Raw genomic sequence first — 21,870 nt, 5'->3', positions numbered from 1 at the left:
CGCCGGGTGGGATCAGTTCGTCGGGGCGGGAGCGGGTGCAGCGCCGGGTTCAGGCAGTGGCGCAGGGCTATCAGACTGTTCGCGGATATAAGCAAGCAGGTTGCCGCGTTCCTTGTCGTTCTTCAATCCGGCAAAGCCCATCGCTGTCCCCTTCACGTAGGCCTTGGGCGCAACGAGGAAGTGGTTGAGGTGATCGAACGTCCAGGTCTCCGCGCCGCCCTTGGAGAAATCCTTCATGGCAGCAGAGTAGGAAAAGCCCTCATGGCTGGCGATCGGACGGTTCACAACACCCCATAGATCGGGACCCACCTTGTTGGGGCCTCCCTTTTCAATGGAGTGACAGCTCTGACACTTCTTGAATACCGTTGCGCCGGCAGCGGCATCGGCACCTGCCATCAGCTGACCAACAGGGACAACTTCCGCGGCACCGCCACCGGCAGCCGCTTCGCCGCCGGCTGGCTCTTCCAGCGCGGCGATTGCAAATCCTTCCTTCTCAGGCGACGGCGAGTGGAAAATCCCCTCCGACGCGATCGATACGGACATCATCACGAAAACCGTGGCAAGCAATGCGCCTACCGACATGTTTACATAGGGATTCATCAGCAAATTCTCCTCACCGGCCCGCCGTCCCAAAGCAGGCACCTTGAATTTGTTTGGAAGCTATGTCTTTTGCAGAGGCCTTGCAACACGATACGCTCGTTCTGCTTGAGACTTTTTGCCACTGCGCAGGCTGGATTGGAAGGTTTTACGATGACTTACACGGCTTTCAACCGGACGCTCGTCCTCATTCCGGCTCGAATGGCGTCGACGCGCCTTCCCGGCAAGCCGCTCGCAGACATCGCCGGGCTGCCCATGATCGTGCAGGTCGCAAAGCGCGCCGAGGAGGCCAATGTCGGTCGCATCGTCGTTGCCGTGGACCATCAGGACATTTTCGATGTGGTGAAAGCTGCAGGCTTTGAGGTGGTCATGACCCGCGAAGACCACCAGTCGGGTTCCGATCGGATCTTTGAAGCGCTGACCAAGGCAGACCCCGATGGCAAGGTGGAATACGTCATCAACGTGCAGGGCGACTTGCCGACCGTGGAAGCCGACGTCGTGCGCGCCTCGCTCAAACCGCTGCTGGACAGCCCGCAGACGGATATTGCCACGCTGACCGTCGAAATCACCGACGAGCACGAGAAGACCAATCCGAACGTGGTCAAGATCGTCGGATCGCCTCTCTCGGATACGCGGCTGAAAGCGCTCTACTTTACCCGCGCCACGGCCCCTTACGGCAATGGACCGCTTTACCATCACATCGGGCTTTACGCCTACCGCCGCACTTCACTCGAGAAATTCGTGGCGCTCGGCCCTTCGGTGCTCGAAAAGCGCGAATCACTCGAACAGCTGCGGGCACTTGAAGCCGGCATGCGCATCGATGCCGAAATCGTCGCGTCGGTGCCGCTGGGCGTCGACACGCCGGCCGACCTTGAAAAGGCACGCGCCATCCTCTCCTCCCGCGGTTTGTAACGGATCAGCCTCATGAATGCCTCGACCAACCGCATTTCCTTCCAGGGCGAATTCGGCGCCAATTCCGATATGGCGTCCAGGGACATGTTTCCGGATATGGAACCCCTGCCCTGCCCGACCTTCGAGGATGCGTTCCAGGCGCTGGAAAACGGCGATTCGGATCTCGCGATGATCCCGATCGAAAACACCATCGCCGGCCGTGTTGCCGACATTCACTACCTGCTGCCGGAATCGCGTCTGCATATCGTCGGCGAATATTTCATGCCGATCCGGTTCCAGCTGATGGTGCTGCCGGGTGTGGAGCGCGAGGAGATCCGCACCGTCCACAGCCATATCCACGCGCTTGGCCAGTGCCGCAAGATCATCCGCGCCAATGGCTGGAAGGCCGTTGTTGCCGGCGACACGGCGGGTGCTGCGAAACTCGTTTCCGAAAAGGGCGACCGCTCGATGGCGGCCCTTGCGCCACGGCTTGCGGCCAGTCTCTACGGGCTCGACATTCTGGCTGAGAATGTCGAGGACACGGAAAACAATGTCACACGGTTCGTGGTCCTGTCGCGCGACGAGAAGTGGGTGCAGCGCAACGAGGCCGACGACGTGATCGTCACCACCTTCGTGTTCAACGTGCGCAACATTCCGGCTGCGCTTTACAAGGCGATGGGTGGATTTGCCACCAACGGCATCAACATGACCAAGCTCGAAAGCTATCAGCTGGGCGGCAAGTTCGTGGCGACGCAGTTCTACGCGGATATCGAGGGGCATCCGGACGATGCCCCTGTGCGCCGTGCGCTCGAAGAACTGCGGTTCTTCTCTGAGAAAGTCCGCATCCTCGGAACCTACAAGGGTCATCCGATGCGCGGCGCCCTGCAGAAAGGCTGACGGTCGGAAGCGCTCCTTTCAGCGCTTCCAGTCGATCCAGTCGCGCATCAGCCGATAGGCAATCGCTCCCTTGGCGGGACCAAACGGCTTGTCATCCGGACCGGCTTCCAGCATCGCCTGAACCTCGGCGCGCGAAAACCAGCGAACGTCAGACATTTCGTGGGCATCGATGGTGATCTCCGTCGACGTCGCCTCGGCGAAACAGCCGATCATCAGCGAATGCGGCATCGGCCAGGGCTGCGATGCGTGATAGCGCACGCGTCCGATCTCGATCGCCGATTCCTCGACGGTTTCACGTCTGACGGCCTGTTCGATCGTTTCGCCGGGTTCGACGAAGCCAGCCAGGCAGGAATACATACCCTCCTGGAAATGATGGCTGCGTCCGAGCAGGCAGCGGTCGTTTTCCTCATCGATCGTCATCATGATGACGACGGGGTCGGTGCGCGGAAACATCATGTGCTGACACTTGGTGCAGACGCGCTTGTAGCCGCCGATCTTCATTTCGGTGGGCGAGCCGCATTTTCCGCAGAAGATATTGGCGGCATTCCAGTTGAGCAGCGACACCGCCTGGGCGACCTCCCCCTGAAGCTCGTCATCGAGCAGGCCTTCCCGGAAGAGAGCGCGTGCCTCGGTCGGCTTGTAATGGCTTGCGAGTTCTTCATCGGCGATCGTGACCGGGACAGCGACGCGCGGCTCACCGTTCTGGTGATGGCCGAGCAACACGGCCCGGTCGAAATCCGGCTTCAGCTCCGCCAGCTCGTAGGCGGCGAACAGCGGATCGAGGATCTGGCCATCGTGCTTCAGTATGACCCGGCTGCCGGAAAAGGCGAGGATATGGGTGCCATCGACGGACAGCGCCTTCTCGATGCAGTCGTCTTCCCGGTTTTCCGCCTGCCGGTCGAGCTTGTTGCCGGAGAACGCCGTGAGACTGCTTGGATCGGGATGCGGTGTATCGGTATCGAATATGCTGCTCATCGGGAAAGCTTTTCCATCAGTGTGTTCACGAGGGCCTGCCTCTTTTCGCTGTCATACGGTTCTGCGGATCCGTATCCCCAGATCGGGCCCGGCCAGTTCGCATCGCCTTCGAAGCGGGCAATCACATGAACATGGAGCTGCCGGACGATGTTGCCAAGCGCACCGACATTTATCTTGGTCGCGCCCGTTATCTCCTTCAAGGCGGCCGCAACATGATTGACCTCGGCCGACAGGAGCGCCTGATCGGCCTCCGAAAGCTCGAAAATCTCGGTCATGTCGGCCCGCTGCGGCACCATCACCAGCCACGGCCAGCGGCTGTCATTCTGGATCCGCAGCTGGCAGAGATCGAGGGTGGCGATGAGATCGGAGTCCCGCGCAATGCGCCCGTCCAGTTCGAACTCGCTCAAGCATTCCTCCTAATGTTTTTGTTTGGTCGTAGTTTTTTACAGGCTTGGCTTGCATTTGGAAGCGTTATTGACGATATGAGCGGTGGGAGGTTGGTGGTGGACGAGCCACTCGCCAACCGGGTCAGGTCCGGAAGGAAGCAGCCCTAACGAGCCAGGCACGGGTCGCCGTGCCAGCCTCCCACCCTCTCATCTTGGTCAGCATCCGGCGCGCTCAGTCTCTGACGGCCGGAATGGCCCGTACAGGCTGGCAGGATTTTCATGAGCGACGACGGGCCGACATATTCCAGCAATCCGACTGCGCCGACGCCTTCCGGCAGTGGCTACCGGGTTCTCGCCCGCAAATACCGTCCCAAGGATTTTTCCGACCTGATGGTCGGCCAGGAGCCGATGGTGAGAACACTCACCAACGCCTTCGAGACCGGCCGCATCGCCCAGGCGTATATGCTGACCGGTGTGCGCGGTGTCGGCAAGACGACGACTGCCCGCATTCTGGCGCGTGCGCTCAATTACAAGACCGCCGAGATCGACCGCCCGACGATCGATCTGCGGATCCCCGGCGAGCACTGCCAGGCGATCATGGAAGGTCGGCATGTCGATGTCATCGAGATGGATGCGGCCTCGCATACCGGCATCGACGATATCAGAGAGATCATCGAGCAGGTGCGCTATCGTCCTGTCTCGGCGCGCTACAAAGTCTACATCATCGATGAAGTGCACATGCTGTCGACGCAGGCATTCAACGGTCTGCTGAAGACGCTTGAAGAGCCGCCGGAGCATGTGAAGTTCATCTTCGCGACGACGGAAATCCGCAAGGTGCCGATCACTGTCCTGTCGCGCTGCCAGCGGTTCGACCTCCGCCGGATCAGTGCTGCCGATCTCGTCGGCCTGTTCACGACCATCCTTGAAAAGGAAGGCATACCGGCCGAGACCGAGGCGTTGTCGATGATCGCGCGCGCGGCCGAAGGTTCGGCTCGCGACGGACTTTCCCTTCTCGACCAGGCGATTGCCCATGGCGCAGGCCATGTGGTGGCTGATACCGTGCGCGGCATGCTGGGTCTTGCCGACCGCGCCCGCATCGTCGATCTGTTCGAACAGATCGTGCAGGGCGACGTGACGGCTGCCCTTTCCGAATTCACCGCCCAATACGAGGCCGGCGCCAACCCTGTCGTGGTTCTGACCGACCTTGCAGACTTCACCCATCTCGTCACACGCTTCAAATATATCCCGGAAGCGGCGGACGATCCTTCGCTGAGCGAAGTGGAGCGTGTGCGCGGTCGCGAATTTTCCGAGACGATCGCCGTCAGCACCCTGTCGCGGATCTGGCAGATGCTGCTCAAGGGCATTCCGGAAGCGGAGAACTCTTCCCGCCCCGCCGGTGCCGCCGAAATGGTGCTGATCCGCCTCACTCATGCCGCCCACCTTCCCTCGCCGGAAGACGCGGCGCGGCGGCTTGCCGACCTTTCCGGTGGCGATGGCCAGCGCGGCGCGCCCAATGGGAACGGCGGCGGCAATGGCGCAGGCCAGACTTCGTCATCGCAGCCGCCGCTTAATGCCCGCGGGATCGATATGCAATCGCAGCGGATGCCGTCAGGCGGACCGACCGCGATGCTGAAAGCCGTGCCGAACGACAACCCGCGCGAGATGCCGGTCGGCCGTGTCGAGGAGAAGCCCGAGCCCAGCGTTGCGGTGCGCTCGCTGGCCGACATCGTCGATCTCTGCTCCAAGAACCGTGACGCGAAGCTGAAGGCGCTCGTGCGCAATTTCGTGCGTCTGGTGAAGATCGAGCCGGGCCGGCTCGACATGCGCCTGACCGACGGCGGACCAACGACGCTGCCCGGCGAACTCGGCGTCAAGCTGAAGGAATGGACCGGCATCCACTGGATCGTCTCCCTCAGCAAGGAAGACGGTTCGCCGACACTGGTCGAGGCAGAGGGTACGGCGCGCGAGGCGCGGCTGACCGACGCCCGCTCCGACCCGGATGTCGCGGCGATCCTGTCGCAGTTTCCCGGCGCAAAGATCACCGACGTCCGGATCCGCGTGAGCGAGGACGAAATCGACGCAGACGAATTGCCGCCGCCAGCCGTGGTGGAAAGCGCCGAGGGCGATATCCTGCCGGGCGACGACATCGAACTTTAAAAATCAGGAAGAGGAGATCCCGATGCGCGACATCATGGGCATGATGGGCAAGGTCAAGGAAATGCAGGCCAAGATGGAGAAGATGCAGGCGGATATCGCCGCTCTCGAAGTCGAAGGCACGGCCGGTGGTGGCCTCGTCACTATAAGGATGAACGGCAAAGGCGACATGCTGGGCCTGAAGATCGACCCATCCCTGTTCAAGGAAGACGAATCCGAGATCCTCGAAGACCTGATCATTGCGGCCCACAAGCTGGCCAAGGATCGGGCAGAAGAAATCACTGCCGAAAAGACCAAGGAACTGACCGCCGGCCTGCCGATTCCGCCCGGCATGAAGCTGCCGTTCTAAGCCGAGACCGGCGTTCCCTCTGGGAACCGTCTGCCGGCAAGACCCGCCTTTTCGCTAGAACTTGGCGGGTTTTCCGGCTTCGATCGCCTCTCGCATATCGGCATGGATGGGTGCGGATAAAAACCGCTGCCGGTCGTCATCTCCCAGACGCTTGCCGAATTTGGTTAGCAGTTCCGGAATAGAAACCCTCGTTCCCTCGTAGACGCTGAATTCGACGGCATCGCCCGCCGATGCGAAACCCGGCGCCAGCACCCGGCAGTAAATGCCGGGACGTGCCGCACTCCTGTAGGCTTTGACGAAGGTCGGATCGCCCATCTTGGCGGCGAGCGTCGCGCAGGGCGTGCGGGCGGATGTCGCCTGCAGCACAAGCTCGGCACCGACGCGGAAGCAATCGCCGGCGGCCACGTCGCGGTTGTCGAGACCTTCGATCACGAGGTTTTCGCCGAAGCTGCCATCCGGCAGATCACGGCCGAGTTCCGACCGCCACCAGTCGAGCGTGAGGCTGCCTTCGAGCAGGATCGCCTGCTCCGGGCCACCATGATATTTCGTGTTGCAGACGGCATCGCCGACCAGGCCTTCCACGTCGATCATGACCGGATTTTTCATCGGCATCTTGTTGATGCCGGTCTTGTAGCTCTTGCCCGGAAGCTTTTCCGGATGACCAAGGCAGAGGCTAAGAAGTTTCATTCGGCTAGTCCTTCGTCGATTCCGTTTCCCCTGCATATGGGCTAAAGGAGAACCATGGCAAAGCGAGTCACCGGCCCCGAAATCGAAAAACTCATCCAGCTTCTGGCGAAAGTACCGGGTCTCGGCCCCCGTTCGGCCCGCCGGGCGGCATTGCATCTCATCAAGAAGAAGGACCAGCTGCTCGGTCCGCTGTCGAATGCGATGGGCGAAGCCTATGACAAGGTGAAGATCTGCTCGCGTTGCGGCAATGTGGATACGTCCGATCCCTGCACGGTCTGCACCGATATCCGACGCGACCAGTCGACGCTGATCGTCTGCGAAGACGTGTCCGATCTCTGGGCTCTGGAGCGCGCAGGCGCAATGAACGCGGCCTATCATGTACTGGGCGGCACGCTGTCGCCGCTCGATGGCATCGGACCCGATGATCTCAACATCCGCGGCCTGATCGACCGGGTGAGCGAAGGCGTGGTCAAGGAAATCATCATTGCCGTCAACGCCACGGTCGAGGGACAAACCACAGCACACTATATAACCGACCAGCTGGCCGGCATCGATGTGAAGATCACCCGATTGGCGCATGGCGTTCCTGTCGGCGGCGAGCTCGACTATCTCGACGAAGGCACGCTGACGGCGGCACTTCGGGCACGAACGGCGATCTGAGGAGATTTCATGCGCAAGACACTCATCGCCCTTGGCGCCATCCTTTGCCTGCTTCCGCTGCCCGTGATGGCCCAAAACAAGCCGGATGTGGAAAAGCAGTTCCAGCGATGGATCGCCAGCGATCTTGGGCCGGAAGCTCGCAAAGCCGGCATTTCCGAGCGGACGCTGAAGACCGCCTTTGACGGCATCGCCCTCAACTGGACCCTGCCCGATCTGGTGCCGCCGGGCTCCAAGCCGCCGAAGAGCCAGGATCAGAGCCAGGCGGAGTTCTCTTCCCCCGGCGCCTATTTCTCCGAAAAGCGGCTGCAAGGACTGGCGGCAACGGGTCGCGGCCTTGCGTCGACACATGCCGCGACGCTGAAGCGGATCGAGGCCGCCTACGGCGTTCCCGGTGAGATCGTGGTCGCCATCTGGGGTCGCGAGTCCGGTTTCGGCAAGGCACGGCTTCCCTATTCGGCACTCGAGGTTCTCGCGACCAAGGCCTTCATGTCCACCCGCAAACTGATGTTCCGCGAGGAGCTGATCGCGGCGCTTATGATGATCGAGCGCGGCGACGTGGATGCCGCGACGATGAAGGGTTCTTGGGCCGGCGCTCTCGGCCAGCCGCAATTCATGCCGACCAGCTACCTCAAATATGCCGTCGACTTCGACAAGGACGGGCATCCGGATATCTGGAATTCCGTACCCGACTCGCTGGCATCAATTGCCCACTATCTACAGCAGGAAGGCTGGCAGCGCGGTCGTGACTGGGGCTTCGAGGTTTCCATTCCTGCCAAGGTTTCCTGCGCCCAGGAAGGCCCGGATCTGGCAAAGCCGATCTCCGCCTGGGCGGCGACCGGGATCACCCGCGTGTCGGGCAAGCCTTTTCCTTCCGCCGATCTCAAGGCATCCGGCATGATGCTGGTACCTGCCGGCCGCAACGGACCGGAATTCGTCGTCACGCCAAATTTCTACGTGCTGAAGGAATACAACAACTCCGACCTCTATGCGCTGTTCATCGGCAATCTGGCTGATCGTATCGCCCATGGTGCCGGCGCCTTTGAGGGCTCGTGGGGTGACGTCGGCAAGATGCTTCGCTCCGACGTGCTTGCCATGCAGAAGGCGCTGGTGGCCAAGGGTTACGATGTCGGCAACGTGGACGGTCTGCCGGGTTTCAAAACCCGCCGGGCGCTTGGCGACTGGCAGGCCAAGAATGGCCTGACGCCGACCTGCTATCCGGATGCATCGCTGAAAACCCGGCTCAAGTAACGGACCACAGCCTTCGCCTTAGTGGTGAAGGTCGATATGCGGCTTGTGCATGATGTCGGAGGGCGGCGGGATCGTCTGCCGCTCGATCATACGATGAACCTTCGGTTCCTCATCGCCTTGATGCAGCTTGCGGATCGCGTCCCAGATCTCCGCATCCATCTGCATGCGCCGCTGGTTGTGGCGCACGTAGTCCGCCCAGGTGGCGGTATGATAGGTCTCCGTCCAGACGTCGGGATGTTCGAGATCGCGCATCAAGGCCCACTGCCTTGCACCGTCGCGGATCCGCACCCGTCTGCGGCGTGCCATCAGGGTCAGGAATTCGGGGATGTCCGCCTCGCCGATCAGGTAATCGATCTGGAGCACGATCGGCCCGCTTCGTGGCTGCAGCGCGAGGCTGAGAAGCGGCGCGTTGAAGCGGTTGAGCGGATCGAGATTGACATCGCCGAACTGTGGCAGCGGCATGCGCCATCCGACGAGAGCGCCGACGAGCATGGCCAAGCTCGCGATGGACAGTGCAACCGACGCGCCAAAGTTTTCGGAAAGCAGACCCCACATCCAGCTGCCCGCAGCAATGCCGCCGAAGGTTGCCGTCTGGTAGAAGGACAAGGCACGGCCGACGACCCAGCGTGGCGTCGAAAGCTGCACGGTCGTGTTGAACAGTGATAGCGCGAGAACCCAGCAGGCGCCGGGGAACAGGAGGGCGATCACCGTCACCGTCGTATTCGTGCTTGCGCCGATGACGGCGGAGCTTGCGGCAAAGCCCACGAACGCGAACCGGACGATCCACTCGCTCGAAAACTTTTCCCTGAGCCTCGCATTGGCAATGGCACCGGCGACGGCGCCGATGCCGAAAGCGCCCAGCATGATGCCGTAGGTGAACGGGCCACCGGACACGAGATCGCGGGCAACGATCGGCAGAAGGGCCAGAATAGCGCTTGCGGTCAGACCGAACAGCAGGCCGCGCAGCAGCACATTCAGAATATTCGGCGACATCGCGACGTAGCCAAGGCCGGCGGACAGTGCCCGCAGCAAAGTTTCGCGCGGAAGCGAATCGTCGGCACGCTGCGGCTTCCAGCGAAACAGTGCGTAGATGATGGCGAAATAGCTCATCGCGTTGACCGCGAAGGCGGCGGCAGCCCCTGCTGCTGCGACGATCGCGCCGCCGATCGCCGGGCCGACGCTGCGGGTGATGTTGAAGCCGACGCTGTTCAGCGTCACTGCGGTCGGCAGGATTTCGCGTGGTACGATATCGCCGACCGAGGCCTGCCAGGACGGGTTATTGAGCGCCGTGCCGCAGCCAATCAGGAAGGTGAACATCAAAAGAAGCCACGGCGTCAGCAGGCCGAGATAGGCAAACACCGTCAGCGCAATCGACACGGTCAGCATGAAGACCTGCGCCGTCAGCATTAGGCTTCGGCGATTGTAATTGTCGGCCAATGCCCCGGCGACAAGCGAAAACAGCATGATCGGCAAGGCGTTGGACGCCTGCACCAGCGCCACCATGTCCTGCGAACTGGCGATCGCCGTCATCATCCAGGCGGCACCGACGGCCTGGATCAACCCACCGAAATTCGACGCGATGCTGGCAATCCAGATCATTCGGAACGTCGGCAGCCGAAACGGCGCCAGCGTCGAAATCCGATCGGGCAAGTCTCTTCCTCCCATCATGGCACTGTCACCAAAGGGTTATAGACCTGAAGACCACAAATTCCACCCGCGTCATGTCCTAAAATGCCCGATGATGGAGATCTGCTGTCACCAACCCCATCACGGACCGGAGCGAATGCGACGAGTCTTGCGGCGGTCTTGCAATCGCCGGTGTGAAAGCGTATATGCAGGCCATATTCTTGATCGTCCGATGAAGAGTGGGCCCTCCCGGACCCGCTCTTTTTTGTTAGGCGATCGCTTTTCTCCCTCTCTTCCGGAAACCGGACAGGGAGCACGAATTCGGAGGGCGCATGCCACAAACCGACAGCGAACCGCGCCTGATCGTCGAGACCGGGCTTGAACTCAGAGTGGCCGAGATCATCGAGCCCGTTCTGACATCCATGGACTTCCGCCTCGTGCGCGTCCGGATGCTCAATCAGAATGGCGCGACGCTGCAGATCATGGCCGAACGCAACGATGGCACGATGGATGTCGAGGGCTGTGAAGCCGTCTCGATGGCGATCTCGCCCGTTCTCGATGTGGAAGATCCGATCGATCGCGAGTATCATCTCGAAGTATCGTCGCCCGGCATCGATCGCCCGATGGTGCGCAAGTCCGATTTCGAGCGCTGGAACGGCCATATCGTGAAATGCGAGACGTCGATCCTGGTCGACAATCGCAAGCGTTTTCGCGGCAAGATCACCGACGTCACGTCCGAGGGCTTCACGATCGACCGCGATCAGGTCGCCGATGGCGAGACACAGCATTTGCTCATTCCGTTTACGGCGCTGTCCGAAGGAAAGCTTGTCCTCACCGACGAACTGATCCGCGACGCGTTGCGGGCTGACAAAGCGGCCAAGCAGCAGGCCGCCAATCAGAACGACGAAACCGACGAACACACTGACGAAGAATAACCGACAGCACGCCTTCCTTTGAGAAGGTCGCACATAGCTCGACTTACGGAGACCAACGACAATGGCAGTGAGCGCAAACCGGCTTGAACTTCTGCAGATCGCAGATGCAGTAGCCCGCGAAAAGGTCATCGACCGCGAAATCGTGCTGGCTGCGATGGCCGACGCCATCCAGAAGGCCGCCCGCTCGCGCTATGGTTCGGAAACCAACATCCGTGCCGACATCAATTCCAAGACCGGCGAGATCCGTCTCCAGCGTCTGCTGGAAGTGGTCGATGTCGCCGAGGATTACGGCACGCAGATCCCGCTGACGCTGGCGCTCGATCGCAACGTTGACGCCAAGATTGGCGACTTCATCGCCGATCCGCTGCCGCCGATGGATTTCGGTCGTATCGCCGCCCAGTCTGCCAAGCAGGTGATCGTCCAGAAGGTGCGCGAAGCGGAACGTGACCGTCAGTTCGACGAGTTCAAGGACCGCGTCGGCGAAATCGTCAACGGCACCGTCAAGCGCGTCGAATATGGCAACGTCATCGTCGACCTCGGTCGTGGCGAAGGCATCATTCGCCGTGACGAGATGATCCCGCGCGAAAACATGCGCTACGGCGACCGCGTTCGCGCCTATGTCTACGACGTGCGCCGCGAACAGCGTGGCCCGCAGATTTTCCTGTCGCGTACCCATCCGCAGTTCATGGTGAAGCTGTTCACCATGGAAGTGCCTGAAATCTACGACGGCATCATCCAGATCAAGTCCGTTGCCCGCGATCCGGGCTCGCGCGCCAAGATCGCTGTCGTTTCCAACGACTCGTCGATCGATCCGGTCGGCGCCTGCGTCGGTATGCGCGGTTCGCGCGTTCAGGCCGTCGTCGGCGAGCTGCAGGGCGAAAAGATCGACATCATTCCGTGGAGCCAGGATCCGGCATCGTTCATCGTCAACGCGCTGCAGCCGGCAGAAGTCTCCAAGGTTGTTCTCGACGAAGACAGCGAGCGGATCGAAGTCGTGGTTCCGGACGAGCAGCTGTCGCTGGCGATCGGTCGTCGTGGCCAGAACGTCCGCCTTGCATCGCAGCTGACCGGCTGGGATATCGACATCATGACGGAAGCCGAGGAATCGGAGCGCCGCCAGAAGGAATTCAACGAGCGAACCAACCTGTTTATGGACGCGCTCGATGTCGACGAGATGGTTGGCCAGGTGCTGGCGTCCGAAGGCTTTGCCGCCGTTGAAGAGCTTGCCTATGTCGAGCTCGACGAAATCTCCTCGATCGACGGTTTTGACGAAGATACCGCGACCGAGATCCAGACCCGTGCCCGCGAATATCTCGAGCGGATCGAGTCTGAAAACGATGCAAAGCGCGTCGCACTCGGTGTTGCCGACGAACTGAAGCAGATCGACGGCCTGACCGGTCAGATGCTGGTCGCGCTTGGCGAAGACGGCATCAAGACGATCGAGGATTTTGCCGGCTGCGCGGCCGATGATCTTGTCGGTTGGAGCGAGCGCAAGGACGGCGAGACCAAGAAGTTCGAAGGTCTGTTTTCGAAGTTCGAGGTTTCGCGCACCGAAGCTGAAAACATGGTGGTGCAGGCCCGCCTGCTGGCTGGCTGGATCACCGAAGCGGATCTTGCCACCGAAGAAGCACCAGAGGCCGAAGACGCCGAGGAGGCGCCTGCCGCCGAGCGGGAATGATCCCGATTGGCAATGAACCAGACGACGATGCAGACGACGAGCTTATCGTGAATGACCGTACCTGCATCGTCACCCGTGAAGCCGGATCACCGGAAACGCTGATCCGCTTCGTGGCCGGGCCTGATGGCCAGGTTGTTCCCGATCTCAAGCGTCGCCTTCCGGGGCGGGGCTGCTGGGTAAAGGCCGAACGGGCGTTGATCGACCGGGCGGTCCAGAAGAAATCCTTCGCCCGCGCGTTGAAGACGGACGCTAAGGCGGATGCCGATCTGGGGGCGACGGTTGACAGACTGCTCGCGGCCGATCTGATCGGCATGATGAACATGGCCCGCAAGGCGAGCCAGTTTATTTCGGGCGCGACGAAGGTCGATGCCGCAGTTCGCTCCGGCGGCGCGATTGCCGTCTTTCATGCCTCAGACGCTGCGGCAGACGGTATCCGGAAGATCGATCAGGCCCGCAAGGCCTTCAAATTCGGCTCGAATGCCGAGGAAGAAATTCCATCCTTTTTGCTCTTCACGGGGGCCGAACTGGACGAAGTGATGGGCCAGAATGCTTTTATCCATGCCTGCGCGCTTGCGGGACAGGCGGGTGAAGGTGTAGTGAAACGCGCAAACCTACTTGAACAGTACCGCACGGGCGGTCTGTCCCAGACAAAAGGTGTCGCTGACATGCCGAAACAATGACGCGGTTACCGGTTTTTGCCGGACGCACATCGATATGTACGATTTGATCGACAGGCACTGATGGCTTCCATCTGTTCCTGTCTGAAGGAACAGGAACGGAATGACTGATAACAACGACGACAAGACACTGGGCGTGAAGAAGACCCTTACCCTGAAACCATCGGGCGTAACCCAGGGTACTGTACGCCAGGACATGGGTCGCGGCCGGACCAAGGCGGTCGTCGTCGAGACGGTCAAGCGCCGCCCGACCCGTCCGCTCGACGAAAAGCCAATTACACCGATTGCAGCACCGGCCCCTCGGCCAGTCGAGGCAGCCGCTCCTGTAGCGCCACGCCCGCAGCCGGCAACCCCTGCAGCGCCGGCACCAGCCGCCCCTGTGGCCGCCGCCGCACCTGCAACCCCCGCCCCTGCTGCACCCGTCAGCCAGCCTAGCCCGCCGCAGCCGCGCGTCCAGCAGCCTTCATCGCAGGGATACCGCCCCGGTTCTTCGCAGGGCCAGCGCCCTTCGTCATCGCAGGGTCAGCGTCCCTCGTCGCATCAGGGCCAGCGTCCGCAGCAGCCGTCACAGCCGCAGCGCCAGCCGCAGCGTTCGGGTGGTGCTGTCCTGCACGACCTGTCCGCAAGCGAGATGGATGCACGCCGTCGCGCACTCGTCGAAGCCCAGGCGCGCGATGTGGTCGAAGCCAAGCAGCGCGTCGAGGATGATGCGCGCCGTAAGGTAGAAGACGAGCGCCGCAAGGTCGAAGAAGCAGCCGAAGCAGCACGTCTGGCCGAAGAAGCCAAGGCACGCGCCGCCGAGGAAGCTCTGCGTCCGGCACCGGTTGCGCCAGCGCCAGCCGCTGCAGATCGCAACGCCAATACCCAGGACAACCGTAACTCGGCTCGCCCGACGCCGGGAGCCGCACCTGTTGCCGCCCCCGTCATCGGACGTGGTCGCCGCAACGACGAGGAAGAGGATCGCGCACCTGCCCGGACCATTCCAGGTCGCGGCCGCGTTGCAGCGCCCGTTCCTGCCAAGCCACCGACACGCCCGAAGGTCGAAGAAGGCCGTCGCCAAGGCAAGCTGACAATCACTGCTGCCAGCACCGATGATGACGGCACCGGCCGCGGTCGTTCGATGGCTGCCATGCGCCGCCGGCAGGAAAAGTTCCGCCGCAGCCAGATGCAGGAAACCCGCGAAAAGGTTATGCGCGAGGTCATCCTGCCGGAAACCATCACCATTCAGGAACTGTCGCAGCGCATGTCTGAACGCGCCGTCGACGTTATCAAGTACCTGATGAAGGAAGGCCAGATGATGAAGGCCGGCGACGTTATCGACGCCGATCTCGCTGAAATCATCGCTGGTGAATTCGGCCATACGGTCAAGCGCGTTTCGGAATCGGACGTTGAAGAAGGTATCTTCAACCAGATGGACGACGCTGGCGAAATGGTCTCGCGTCCTCCGGTCGTGACGATCATGGGTCACGTCGACCACGGCAAGACCTCGCTTCTCGACGCGATCCGCCAGGCCAACGTAGTTTCGGGTGAAGCCGGTGGCATCACCCAGCATATCGGTGCCTATCAGGTCGAACAGAACGGCCAGAAGATCACCTTCATCGATACCCCCGGTCACGCCGCCTTTACGGCCATGCGTGCCCGTGGTGCGCAGGCGACTGACATCGCGATCCTCGTGGTTGCAGCCGACGACAGCGTGATGCCGCAGACGATCGAATCCATCAGCCACGCAAAGGCTGCCGGCGTTCCGATCATCGTGGCGATCAACAAGATCGACAAGCACGAAGCCAACCCGGACAAGGTGCGCCAGCAGCTGCTGCAGCACGAAGTGTTCGTTGAATCGCTGGGCGGTGAAGTTCTCGACGTCGAAGTTTCGGCCAAGAACAAGACCAATCTCGACAAGCTGCTCGAGGCTGTTCTGCTGCAGGCCGAAATTCTCGACCTGAAGGCAGATCCGGTCCGTACGGCCGAAGGCATCGTCATCGAAGCCCAGCTCGACCGTGGCCGCGGTGCGGTTGCAACCGTGCTCGTCCAGAAGGGCACGCTGAAGCCTGGCCAGATCATCGTTGCCGGCGATCAGTGGGGCCGCGTCCGCGCGCTCGTCACCGACAAGGGTGTTCACGTCAAGGAAGCCGGCCCGGCCATGCCGGTCGAAGTGCTCGGTCTTTCCAGCACGCCTGCTGCCGGCGACAAGTTTGCCGTCGTTGAAAACGAGAGCCGTGCTCGCGAGATTTCCGAATATCGCCAGCGGCTTGCCCGCGACAAGGCGGTTGCTCGCCAGTCCGGTCAGCGCGGTTCGCTCGAACAGATGATGAGCAAGCTGCAGAATACCGGCTACAAGGAATTCCCGCTGCTCATCAAGGGCGACGTTCAGGGTTCCGTAGAAGCCATTATCGGCGCTCTCGACAAGCTTGGCACCGACGAAGTCCGCGCCCGCATCGTCCATTCGGGCGCAGGTGCTATCACCGAGTCGGATCTGGCGCTTGCCGAATCCTCCGAAGCAGCGATCATCGGCTTCAACGTCCGTGCCAACGCACAGGCGCGCATAGCGGCCGATCGTGCCGGCACCGAGATCCGCTACTACAACATCATCTACGATCTGGTGGATGACGTGAAGGCAGCGATGTCGGGTCTGCTTTCGCCAGAACGTCGCGAGACCTTCCTTGGCAATGCCGAGATCCTCGAGGTGTTCAACATCACGAAGACAGGCAAGGTTGCAGGTTGCCGCGTCGTCGAAGGCAAGGTCGAGCGTGGTGCAGGCGTCCGCCTGCTGCGCGACAACGTTGTCATTCACGAAGGCAAGCTCAAGACGCTCAAGCGCTTCAAGGACGAAGTCGGCGAAGTGCCGATGGGTCAGGAATGCGGTATGGCGTTCGAAAACTACGAAGATATCCGCGCAGGCGACACGATCGAGTGCTTCCGCGTGGAGCACATCACGCGCACGCTGTAAGTTTAGCGCTGCCGAAACCATCAACCGCCGAAGAGAAATCTCCGGCGGTTTTTTCGTTTATGCGGAGCTTTGGGACACAGGCTGCGGCTGGCAGCAGGGCCATGCGGACCAAATCATGACGGAAGCAGTCAAATTTAAGCGATACTCTCCCGATTATAGTTGCCAACCACACTCATGTTTATTATCGCATAGCGGCAAGCCGCCGCCCTCAGTTTTCGGACCGGCTGAATGATATCGAGCCGTTGGGCCACCTGAGCCTTCCGGCGACCAGTCGGAGTATCGCTGCCATGTCCGTTGTCCCGAAGTCTCACCTCTACAGGAAGCAGTTGCGCGTTGCCGGGCCCGGTCCCCTCGTGACAACGATTGCGGCCTTGATGCTGATGACGACAAATGCGGTCGCGCAGGTCGAGGCGCCTGCACCGGAAGCGCCTGGTCCGGCACAACAGACGGCGCCGGCCCTTGCTCCTCCAAGCGCTGCTCCTACGACACAGCAGACCCCGCCACCCGTTCAAGACGCAACCCCGGCAGAACCTGCTGCTCCCTCAGTGACGCCAATCGAGCAGGCTCCGGCTGCAACGGGTGCACCTTCCCCCGAAGCACGCGCCGATATTCCTCACAATCTTTCGCCCTGGGGCATGTTCATGGCGGCCGACTGGGTGGTGAAGGCCGTGATGATCGGCCTTGCCATTGCCTCGCTTCTCACATGGACGATCTGGATCGCAAAGACGCTGGAGCTGATGGGCGCCCGTACCCGCGCCAGGCGTGTCCTGAAAATCATCCAGGGCGCGCATACGCTGCCGGAAGCGCTTGAGACGACGGGCCGTCGCGGCGGGCCTGCGGCCCTGATGCTGCGTGCCGCGACGGAAGAGGTGGAGCTTTCCGAAGCAGCTCTTGATTACGCGGAAACCGGTGGCGTCAAGGAGCGCGTGTCTTCGGTTCTGTCGCGCATCGAAGCCTATTCCGGACGGCGCATGGCCCGCGGCACGGGCATTCTCGCCTCGATCGGCTCGGTTGGTCCGTTTGTCGGACTGTTCGGCACGGTCTGGGGCATCATGAATTCCTTCATCGGCATTTCGCAGTCTAACACGACCAACCTTGCGGTCGTGGCGCCCGGCATCGCCGAGGCGCTGCTTGCGACCGCGCTCGGTCTGGTCGCGGCAATTCCTGCTGTCATCATCTACAACGCCTTTGCCCGCTCGGTCACCGGCTACCGCCAGCTGCTGGCCGACGCTGCTTCCGGTGTCGAACGACTGGTCAGCCGCGATCTCGATTTCCGCAAGGTGCCGCCAGGCGGACGCAGGCCGGCGTCGATGTCTCTGGTCGCGGGGGAATAATTCCATGGCAGGCGGCATTCGCGAACATTACGGCGATGAACTTCCCGAAAATCACGAGATCAACGTGACGCCGTTTATCGACGTCATGCTGGTGCTCCTGATCATTTTCATGGTGGCCGCGCCGCTGTCGACGGTCGACGTCAATGTCGATCTGCCCGCCTCCAGCGCCAAGCCGGCAGAACGACCAGACGAACCGCTCTACGTGACGGTCAAGGACGACCTGTCGCTCAATATCGGCAACGATCCGGTCGCGCGCGAACAGTTTGCCGCAAATCTCGACCGTCAGACCGAACGCAACAAGGATACGCGGATCTTCCTGCGGGCCGACAAGGCCGTCGATTACGGGCAGTTCATGGAAGTGATGAACCTGCTGCGCGATTCCGGCTACCTGAAGATTGCGCTGGTCGGGTTGGAGGCCGCGTCGGGTGCCCAACAGGCGCCAGCGTCTACACCCGCAGCACCAGCAGCGCCTGCACCAGCCGCTTCGCCGGCCACCGGAGGCGCTCCATGAGCCTTGCCATGCAGCGCAGAGGATATGCGAGCAGGATCGGCGAGATCGCCCTGTGGGGATCTGCCGCTATCCTTGTGCTCACGGTCCACATTGCCGCCGCAGCGCTTCTGATGAGGCAAGAGCCGGAGGAACTTGCCGACAACGGTCCGCAGGCCGCCATCATGATCGAGCTTGCGCCGGAGCCGGAGGCGGCGATCCCGGACGAAGAGCAGATCGCTACCGACACCGAAGACCGGCAACTGGTCGAGACCCAGCAGACCGAGCCGGTCGAAGAGGTCGAACCCATCGAGGAGCCGCCACCGGTCGAACCGCCACCGGAAGTGGCTGAGGAGACACCCGAACCGCCGCCGGAACCCGTGATCGAGACGCCGCTGCCGGAGGAAACGCCCCCGCCGCCGGAGATCGTCGAAACGCCGCCGCCCGAGCCTGTCGATCCGATCGAGCAGAAGGTCACCGCAGCGTTGGAGAACGTGGAAGTCCCGCTGCCGGTCACTCGTCCACCACCACCGAAGCCGGTCCAGAAGGTAGAAAAGCCACGGCGTCAGCCGCAGGCGCAGAAGGAAAAGGCGCAGGCAAAGGTTCAGGCAAAGCCGTCGGAGCGCACTGCCGCTGCGCAGACCTCGAGCGGATCGGTGGCCTCGACGATGTCACCGTCCACCTGGATGACCCGTGTGCGCACGAAGATCGCCCGTAATGCCCGCCGCTGCCCGTCCAACCAGAAGGGGATCGTGACGATCAGCTTCAATTTCGATAGCGATGGCAATATCGGGCGCGTGTCCGTTGCCAGATCGTCTGGAGATACGCGTATCGACGACTACGTCGTCTCAGCCGTTCGGCGCGCATCGCCTGTTCCGATCGCACCGGCAGGTGTTGCAAGCCTCGTCACTCAGTCGGTAGAGTGCAAGTAGCCGTGCTTTCGGGTTCGGTTGCCATCCTTAACACTCGCTCCCGGAACAGCTTGTCCATGCAAATTACCCTTGAAGAAGCCGAAACGCTGGTGAGCGGCGTTTTCGAAGCCAACGGCGTGCTTGATAGCACCGCACGCTCGGTTGCCCGCGCCCTGGTGCAGGCGGAAGCCGCCGGCCAGTCCGGTCACGGGCTTCGCCGCATCCCGGCCTATGTCAAACAGGTGCGGACCGGCAAGGTGGATGGCACTGCTCGGCCTAAGGCGAGCAGGCCAAGGCCTGCAGTTCTTGCAATCGACGCGGACTTTGGCTTTGCCTATCCGGCGCTCGATCTCGCTGTCTTGGAACTTCCAGCGATTGCGCGCGAACAGGGCATCGCCTTTGCCGCCATCAACCGTTCGCACCATGCAGGCGTCATGGCGTTGACCGTGGAGCGCTTTGCCGAGCAGGGGCTGGTTGCGATGATGTTTGCCAACGCGCCCGCCTCCATGGCCCCCTGGGGTGGCAAGGTGCCGCTGTTCGGCACCAATCCGATCGCTTTTGCGGCGCCTATTGCCGGTGACGAGCCGCTGGTCATCGATCTAGCACTCTCCAAGGTTGCCCGCGGCAAGGTGATGGAAGCGACCCAGAAGGGCACCAGTATTCCCGACGACTGGGCGTTCGACACCGACGGCAATCCGACAACCGACGCATTTGCCGCGATCAAGGGAACGATGGCGCCATCCGGGGGCGCCAAGGGGGCAGCGCTTGCACTCATGGTCGAAGTGATGGCGGCCGGCATCGGCGGTGCGCATTACTCCTACCAGGCCAGCTCGCTGTTTGACGAGACCGGACCTCCGCCGGCGCTTGGCCAGTCGCTGATCGTCATCGATCCGGATGCCACGACGGGTGGCGGCGCGGCAGAACGCTTTGCGGCATTGGCGAGCGAAATGGCAAAGCAGGACGGTGTCCGCCTGCCCGGCCGGCGAGGCCGCGGTCTTCGCGCCGAAAGCATCCAGCACGGTCTTAAGATCGACGACGACGTGATGAAGGCGATAGAAGCTCTGGGCTGACCTGCAGATCCACCTTTATGCCATACAAGCCAGTGCAGCGATGCGCTGGCTTTTTCTTATTGCGCAGCAAGGCGTTCTGCGGAGGCAGAGCCGGTCATACAGAGGATTTTAAGGGATACAAAACGAGAAAAGCCTGGCGCGGGAGGAGGATGCGCCAGGCTTTAAACTTGATCAACAACTGGGAGGAGGAGGGTGTTGTTGATCCGTATCGAACGACACTGGGAGGAGGAGGTGCGTCGTTCGATGACCAAACTTCTAGCCATATCTTCCCGGTGCGCCAAGAGGCTCTGCTGCAATGCAGCAATGCGTTTGCTGCATTGCTGGGCAATTGCTCACGCGTTCGTGCTTCGTCGTCGCCAAGCGATAGCCATAGTCCGGGATAAGACGTCCTGGCTGCGTGCTTCCGCCTGAGCTTTCCTCTAGGTTATCCGGCAGACAGCGAGGCATCGGAGACACGCATGAAGACGACGATACGGTACCATCATGGAGATATTCCAGCCTCCGACGCGTCGCGCTACACGGGCGCGGTCGCGATCGATACCGAAACGCTTGGCCTCGTTCCCCGCCGCGACAGGCTCTGTGTCGTGCAGCTATCGCCGGGCGACGGAACGGCGGACGTCATCCGGATCGCTTCGGGGCAAAAAGACGCTCCCAATCTCGTCGCATTGCTTGCCGATCCCACCCACCAGAAAATCTTCCACTACGGACGGTTCGATATCGCAGTTCTGTTTCACACGTTCGGGGTTACGACCACGCCTGTCTTCTGCACCAAGGTCGCATCGCGGCTCGTGCGGACCTATACGGATCGACACGGCCTCAAGGACAATCTGAGAGAGTTGCTCGACGTCGACATCTCCAAGGCGCAGCAGCAGACCGACTGGGCGGCCGAAACCCTGTCGCAGGCCCAACTGGAATATGCGGCGTCCGACGTGCTTCACCTTCATGCGCTGCGCGACAAGCTGACCGAACGCCTGCTCCGCGATGAGCGTATCGAACACGCGACGGCGTGTTTCGAGTTCCTGCCGACCCGAGCCAAGCTCGATCTGCTCGGCTGGGGTGAGACCGACATTTTTGCGCATAGCTGATCATCGGCCCGTGTAATCCGGCGATTAGCGATGATTTAACCATAGCGCGCTTAAAATTGCTGATCGGCAAATCGTGCGCCATGAGATGGCGGCGCAGTTTCGGCGTGCTCCTTGCGCGTACGGTCGTGTGCGGCCGAGTTGTCCCTTCCTTTCACACGCGACAGATGGAAGCGCGCCATGCTGACTCCTGTCAGTGCTACGCAAAGCATGCAGGCCGACCCACTCTCTCCGGTCCGTACGGTTGCGGCAACGCGTCCGATCGCTGCATCCGCAGGA

At 61.6% G+C, this 21,870-nt stretch carries 20 protein-coding genes and 1 other RNA gene; 16 read left to right on the top strand and 5 right to left on the bottom strand.

The annotated features are described in order from the left end of the window. Positions 1 to 12 precede the first annotated feature (12 nt). Positions 13 to 600, bottom strand: coding sequence for a c-type cytochrome (locus IFT66_RS14385; RefSeq protein WP_062454190.1), 588 nt, complete (start codon positions 598 to 600; stop codon positions 13 to 15). A 150-nt stretch (positions 601 to 750) separates the two neighbouring features. Between IFT66_RS14385 and IFT66_RS14380 the strand changes: the two genes are divergently transcribed. Continuing rightward, on the top strand, positions 751 to 1,509 hold the full coding sequence (locus IFT66_RS14380; protein WP_192078039.1) for a 3-deoxy-manno-octulosonate cytidylyltransferase: 759 nt from the start codon (positions 751 to 753) through the stop codon (positions 1,507 to 1,509). 12 nt (positions 1,510 to 1,521) lie between these two features. After that, positions 1,522 to 2,385, top strand: coding sequence for a prephenate dehydratase (locus IFT66_RS14375; protein ID WP_062454192.1), 864 nt, complete (start codon positions 1,522 to 1,524; stop codon positions 2,383 to 2,385). An 18-nt stretch (positions 2,386 to 2,403) separates the two neighbouring features. Here IFT66_RS14375 and nudC read toward each other — a convergent pair whose 3' ends face one another. Together nudC and IFT66_RS14365 are read right to left on the bottom strand one after the other, a co-directional pair. Then, the gene (nudC, locus tag IFT66_RS14370) at positions 2,404 to 3,360 is read right to left on the bottom strand and encodes an NAD(+) diphosphatase (RefSeq protein WP_062454193.1); all 957 of its coding nucleotides are present in this window, start codon (positions 3,358 to 3,360) and stop codon (positions 2,404 to 2,406) included. After that, a complete protein-coding gene (locus IFT66_RS14365; protein ID WP_192078038.1) occupies positions 3,357 to 3,767 on the bottom strand; it encodes an HIT family protein in 411 nt (136 codons plus the stop codon). The genes nudC and IFT66_RS14365 overlap by 4 nt, the downstream gene beginning before the upstream one ends. A gap of 85 nt (positions 3,768 to 3,852) precedes the next feature. Here IFT66_RS14365 and ffs point away from each other — a divergent pair. The 3 genes from ffs (at position 3,853) to IFT66_RS14350 (ending at position 6,249) form a co-directional block, all read left to right on the top strand. After that, positions 3,853 to 3,949, top strand: an RNA gene (ffs, locus tag IFT66_RS14360) — signal recognition particle sRNA small type. A gap of 76 nt (positions 3,950 to 4,025) precedes the next feature. Continuing rightward, positions 4,026 to 5,903, top strand: coding sequence for a DNA polymerase III subunit gamma/tau (locus IFT66_RS14355; RefSeq protein WP_174195408.1), 1,878 nt, complete (start codon positions 4,026 to 4,028; stop codon positions 5,901 to 5,903). Positions 5,904 to 5,925: 22 nt separating this feature from the next. Next, positions 5,926 to 6,249: a YbaB/EbfC family nucleoid-associated protein gene (locus tag IFT66_RS14350; protein ID WP_062454196.1), complete on the top strand. Its 324-nt coding sequence runs from the start codon at positions 5,926 to 5,928 to the stop codon at positions 6,247 to 6,249. A gap of 54 nt (positions 6,250 to 6,303) precedes the next feature. Here the strand turns inward: IFT66_RS14350 and IFT66_RS14345 are convergent, their stop codons facing one another. After that, positions 6,304 to 6,936 (bottom strand): MOSC domain-containing protein, encoded by a 633-nt coding sequence (locus IFT66_RS14345; protein WP_192078037.1) that lies wholly within the window; start codon positions 6,934 to 6,936, stop codon positions 6,304 to 6,306. Between the two features lie 54 nt (positions 6,937 to 6,990). Between IFT66_RS14345 and recR the strand changes: the two genes are divergently transcribed. Next, the gene (gene recR / locus IFT66_RS14340; RefSeq protein WP_113167613.1) at positions 6,991 to 7,596 is read left to right on the top strand and encodes a recombination mediator RecR; all 606 of its coding nucleotides are present in this window, start codon (positions 6,991 to 6,993) and stop codon (positions 7,594 to 7,596) included. 66 nt (positions 7,597 to 7,662) lie between these two features. Next, complete coding sequence (locus IFT66_RS14335; RefSeq protein ID WP_249406470.1) at positions 7,663 to 8,844, top strand: lytic murein transglycosylase; 1,182 nt, start codon at positions 7,663 to 7,665, stop codon at positions 8,842 to 8,844. Positions 8,845 to 8,862: 18 nt separating this feature from the next. Here IFT66_RS14335 and IFT66_RS14330 read toward each other — a convergent pair whose 3' ends face one another. Beyond that, positions 8,863 to 10,512, bottom strand: coding sequence for an MFS transporter (locus IFT66_RS14330; RefSeq protein WP_192078035.1), 1,650 nt, complete (start codon positions 10,510 to 10,512; stop codon positions 8,863 to 8,865). Between the two features lie 290 nt (positions 10,513 to 10,802). Here IFT66_RS14330 and rimP point away from each other — a divergent pair, with 290 nt between their 5' ends. The 9 genes from rimP to IFT66_RS14285 all read left to right on the top strand — a co-directional run bounded on the left by rimP (position 10,803) and on the right by IFT66_RS14285 (position 21,594). Then, complete coding sequence (rimP, locus tag IFT66_RS14325) at positions 10,803 to 11,405, top strand: ribosome maturation factor RimP (protein WP_062578581.1); 603 nt, start codon at positions 10,803 to 10,805, stop codon at positions 11,403 to 11,405. Positions 11,406 to 11,466: 61 nt separating this feature from the next. Continuing rightward, entirely contained in the window at positions 11,467 to 13,083 is a 1,617-nt protein-coding gene (gene nusA / locus IFT66_RS14320; RefSeq protein WP_113109286.1) for a transcription termination factor NusA, read from the top strand. Continuing rightward, positions 13,080 to 13,763, top strand: coding sequence for an RNA-binding protein (locus tag IFT66_RS14315; RefSeq protein WP_184654277.1), 684 nt, complete (start codon positions 13,080 to 13,082; stop codon positions 13,761 to 13,763). Before nusA ends, IFT66_RS14315 begins: the two co-directional genes overlap by 4 nt. A gap of 100 nt (positions 13,764 to 13,863) precedes the next feature. Beyond that, positions 13,864 to 16,707, top strand: a complete 2,844-nt coding sequence (gene infB, locus IFT66_RS14310) for a translation initiation factor IF-2 (RefSeq protein WP_062578571.1) — start codon at positions 13,864 to 13,866, stop codon at positions 16,705 to 16,707. Positions 16,708 to 17,081: 374 nt separating this feature from the next. Then, the gene (gene exbB, locus IFT66_RS14305) at positions 17,082 to 18,041 is read left to right on the top strand and encodes a tonB-system energizer ExbB (protein WP_249406469.1); all 960 of its coding nucleotides are present in this window, start codon (positions 17,082 to 17,084) and stop codon (positions 18,039 to 18,041) included. A 4-nt stretch (positions 18,042 to 18,045) separates the two neighbouring features. After that, positions 18,046 to 18,552, top strand: coding sequence for a TonB system transport protein ExbD (gene exbD, locus IFT66_RS14300; RefSeq protein WP_192078033.1), 507 nt, complete (start codon positions 18,046 to 18,048; stop codon positions 18,550 to 18,552). After that, on the top strand, positions 18,549 to 19,460 hold the full coding sequence (locus tag IFT66_RS14295) for a cell envelope integrity protein TolA (RefSeq protein ID WP_092663995.1): 912 nt from the start codon (positions 18,549 to 18,551) through the stop codon (positions 19,458 to 19,460). Before exbD ends, IFT66_RS14295 begins: the two co-directional genes overlap by 4 nt. Before the next feature lie 56 nt (positions 19,461 to 19,516). Beyond that, on the top strand, positions 19,517 to 20,509 hold the full coding sequence (locus tag IFT66_RS14290) for an Ldh family oxidoreductase (RefSeq protein WP_184654281.1): 993 nt from the start codon (positions 19,517 to 19,519) through the stop codon (positions 20,507 to 20,509). Positions 20,510 to 20,967: 458 nt separating this feature from the next. After that, entirely contained in the window at positions 20,968 to 21,594 is a 627-nt protein-coding gene (locus IFT66_RS14285) for a ribonuclease D (RefSeq protein WP_092663999.1), read from the top strand. The last annotated feature ends 276 nt before the right edge of the window (positions 21,595 to 21,870 follow it).

The organism is Rhizobium sp. CFBP 13726 (assembly GCF_014841925.1).
GTDB classification, from domain to species: Bacteria; Pseudomonadota; Alphaproteobacteria; order Rhizobiales; family Rhizobiaceae; genus Neorhizobium; species Neorhizobium soli.
This window is presented reverse-complemented; position numbering and strand designations above follow the sequence as displayed.

What these genes read in the sequence shown, in the direction of transcription:
- IFT66_RS14385 (WP_062454190.1), bottom strand. Translation starts at nt 600, where the DNA reads ATGAATCCCTATGTAAACATGTCGGTAGGCGCATTGCTTGCCACGGTT.
- IFT66_RS14380 (WP_192078039.1), top strand. Translation starts at nt 751, where the DNA reads ATGACTTACACGGCTTTCAACCGGACGCTCGTCCTCATTCCGGCTCGA.
- IFT66_RS14375 (WP_062454192.1), top strand. Translation starts at nt 1,522, where the DNA reads ATGAATGCCTCGACCAACCGCATTTCCTTCCAGGGCGAATTCGGCGCC.
- nudC (WP_062454193.1), bottom strand. Translation starts at nt 3,360, where the DNA reads ATGAGCAGCATATTCGATACCGATACACCGCATCCCGATCCAAGCAGT.
- IFT66_RS14355 (WP_174195408.1), top strand. Translation starts at nt 4,026, where the DNA reads ATGAGCGACGACGGGCCGACATATTCCAGCAATCCGACTGCGCCGACG.
- IFT66_RS14350 (WP_062454196.1), top strand. Translation starts at nt 5,926, where the DNA reads ATGCGCGACATCATGGGCATGATGGGCAAGGTCAAGGAAATGCAGGCC.
- IFT66_RS14345 (WP_192078037.1), bottom strand. Translation starts at nt 6,936, where the DNA reads ATGAAACTTCTTAGCCTCTGCCTTGGTCATCCGGAAAAGCTTCCGGGC.
- recR (WP_113167613.1), top strand. Translation starts at nt 6,991, where the DNA reads ATGGCAAAGCGAGTCACCGGCCCCGAAATCGAAAAACTCATCCAGCTT.
- IFT66_RS14335 (WP_249406470.1), top strand. Translation starts at nt 7,663, where the DNA reads ATGGCCCAAAACAAGCCGGATGTGGAAAAGCAGTTCCAGCGATGGATC.
- IFT66_RS14330 (WP_192078035.1), bottom strand. Translation starts at nt 10,512, where the DNA reads ATGATGGGAGGAAGAGACTTGCCCGATCGGATTTCGACGCTGGCGCCG.
- rimP (WP_062578581.1), top strand. Translation starts at nt 10,803, where the DNA reads ATGCCACAAACCGACAGCGAACCGCGCCTGATCGTCGAGACCGGGCTT.
- nusA (WP_113109286.1), top strand. Translation starts at nt 11,467, where the DNA reads ATGGCAGTGAGCGCAAACCGGCTTGAACTTCTGCAGATCGCAGATGCA.
- IFT66_RS14315 (WP_184654277.1), top strand. Translation starts at nt 13,080, where the DNA reads ATGATCCCGATTGGCAATGAACCAGACGACGATGCAGACGACGAGCTT.
- infB (WP_062578571.1), top strand. Translation starts at nt 13,864, where the DNA reads ATGACTGATAACAACGACGACAAGACACTGGGCGTGAAGAAGACCCTT.
- exbB (WP_249406469.1), top strand. Translation starts at nt 17,082, where the DNA reads ATGCTGATGACGACAAATGCGGTCGCGCAGGTCGAGGCGCCTGCACCG.
- exbD (WP_192078033.1), top strand. Translation starts at nt 18,046, where the DNA reads ATGGCAGGCGGCATTCGCGAACATTACGGCGATGAACTTCCCGAAAAT.
- IFT66_RS14295 (WP_092663995.1), top strand. Translation starts at nt 18,549, where the DNA reads ATGAGCCTTGCCATGCAGCGCAGAGGATATGCGAGCAGGATCGGCGAG.
- IFT66_RS14290 (WP_184654281.1), top strand. Translation starts at nt 19,517, where the DNA reads ATGCAAATTACCCTTGAAGAAGCCGAAACGCTGGTGAGCGGCGTTTTC.
- IFT66_RS14285 (WP_092663999.1), top strand. Translation starts at nt 20,968, where the DNA reads ATGAAGACGACGATACGGTACCATCATGGAGATATTCCAGCCTCCGAC.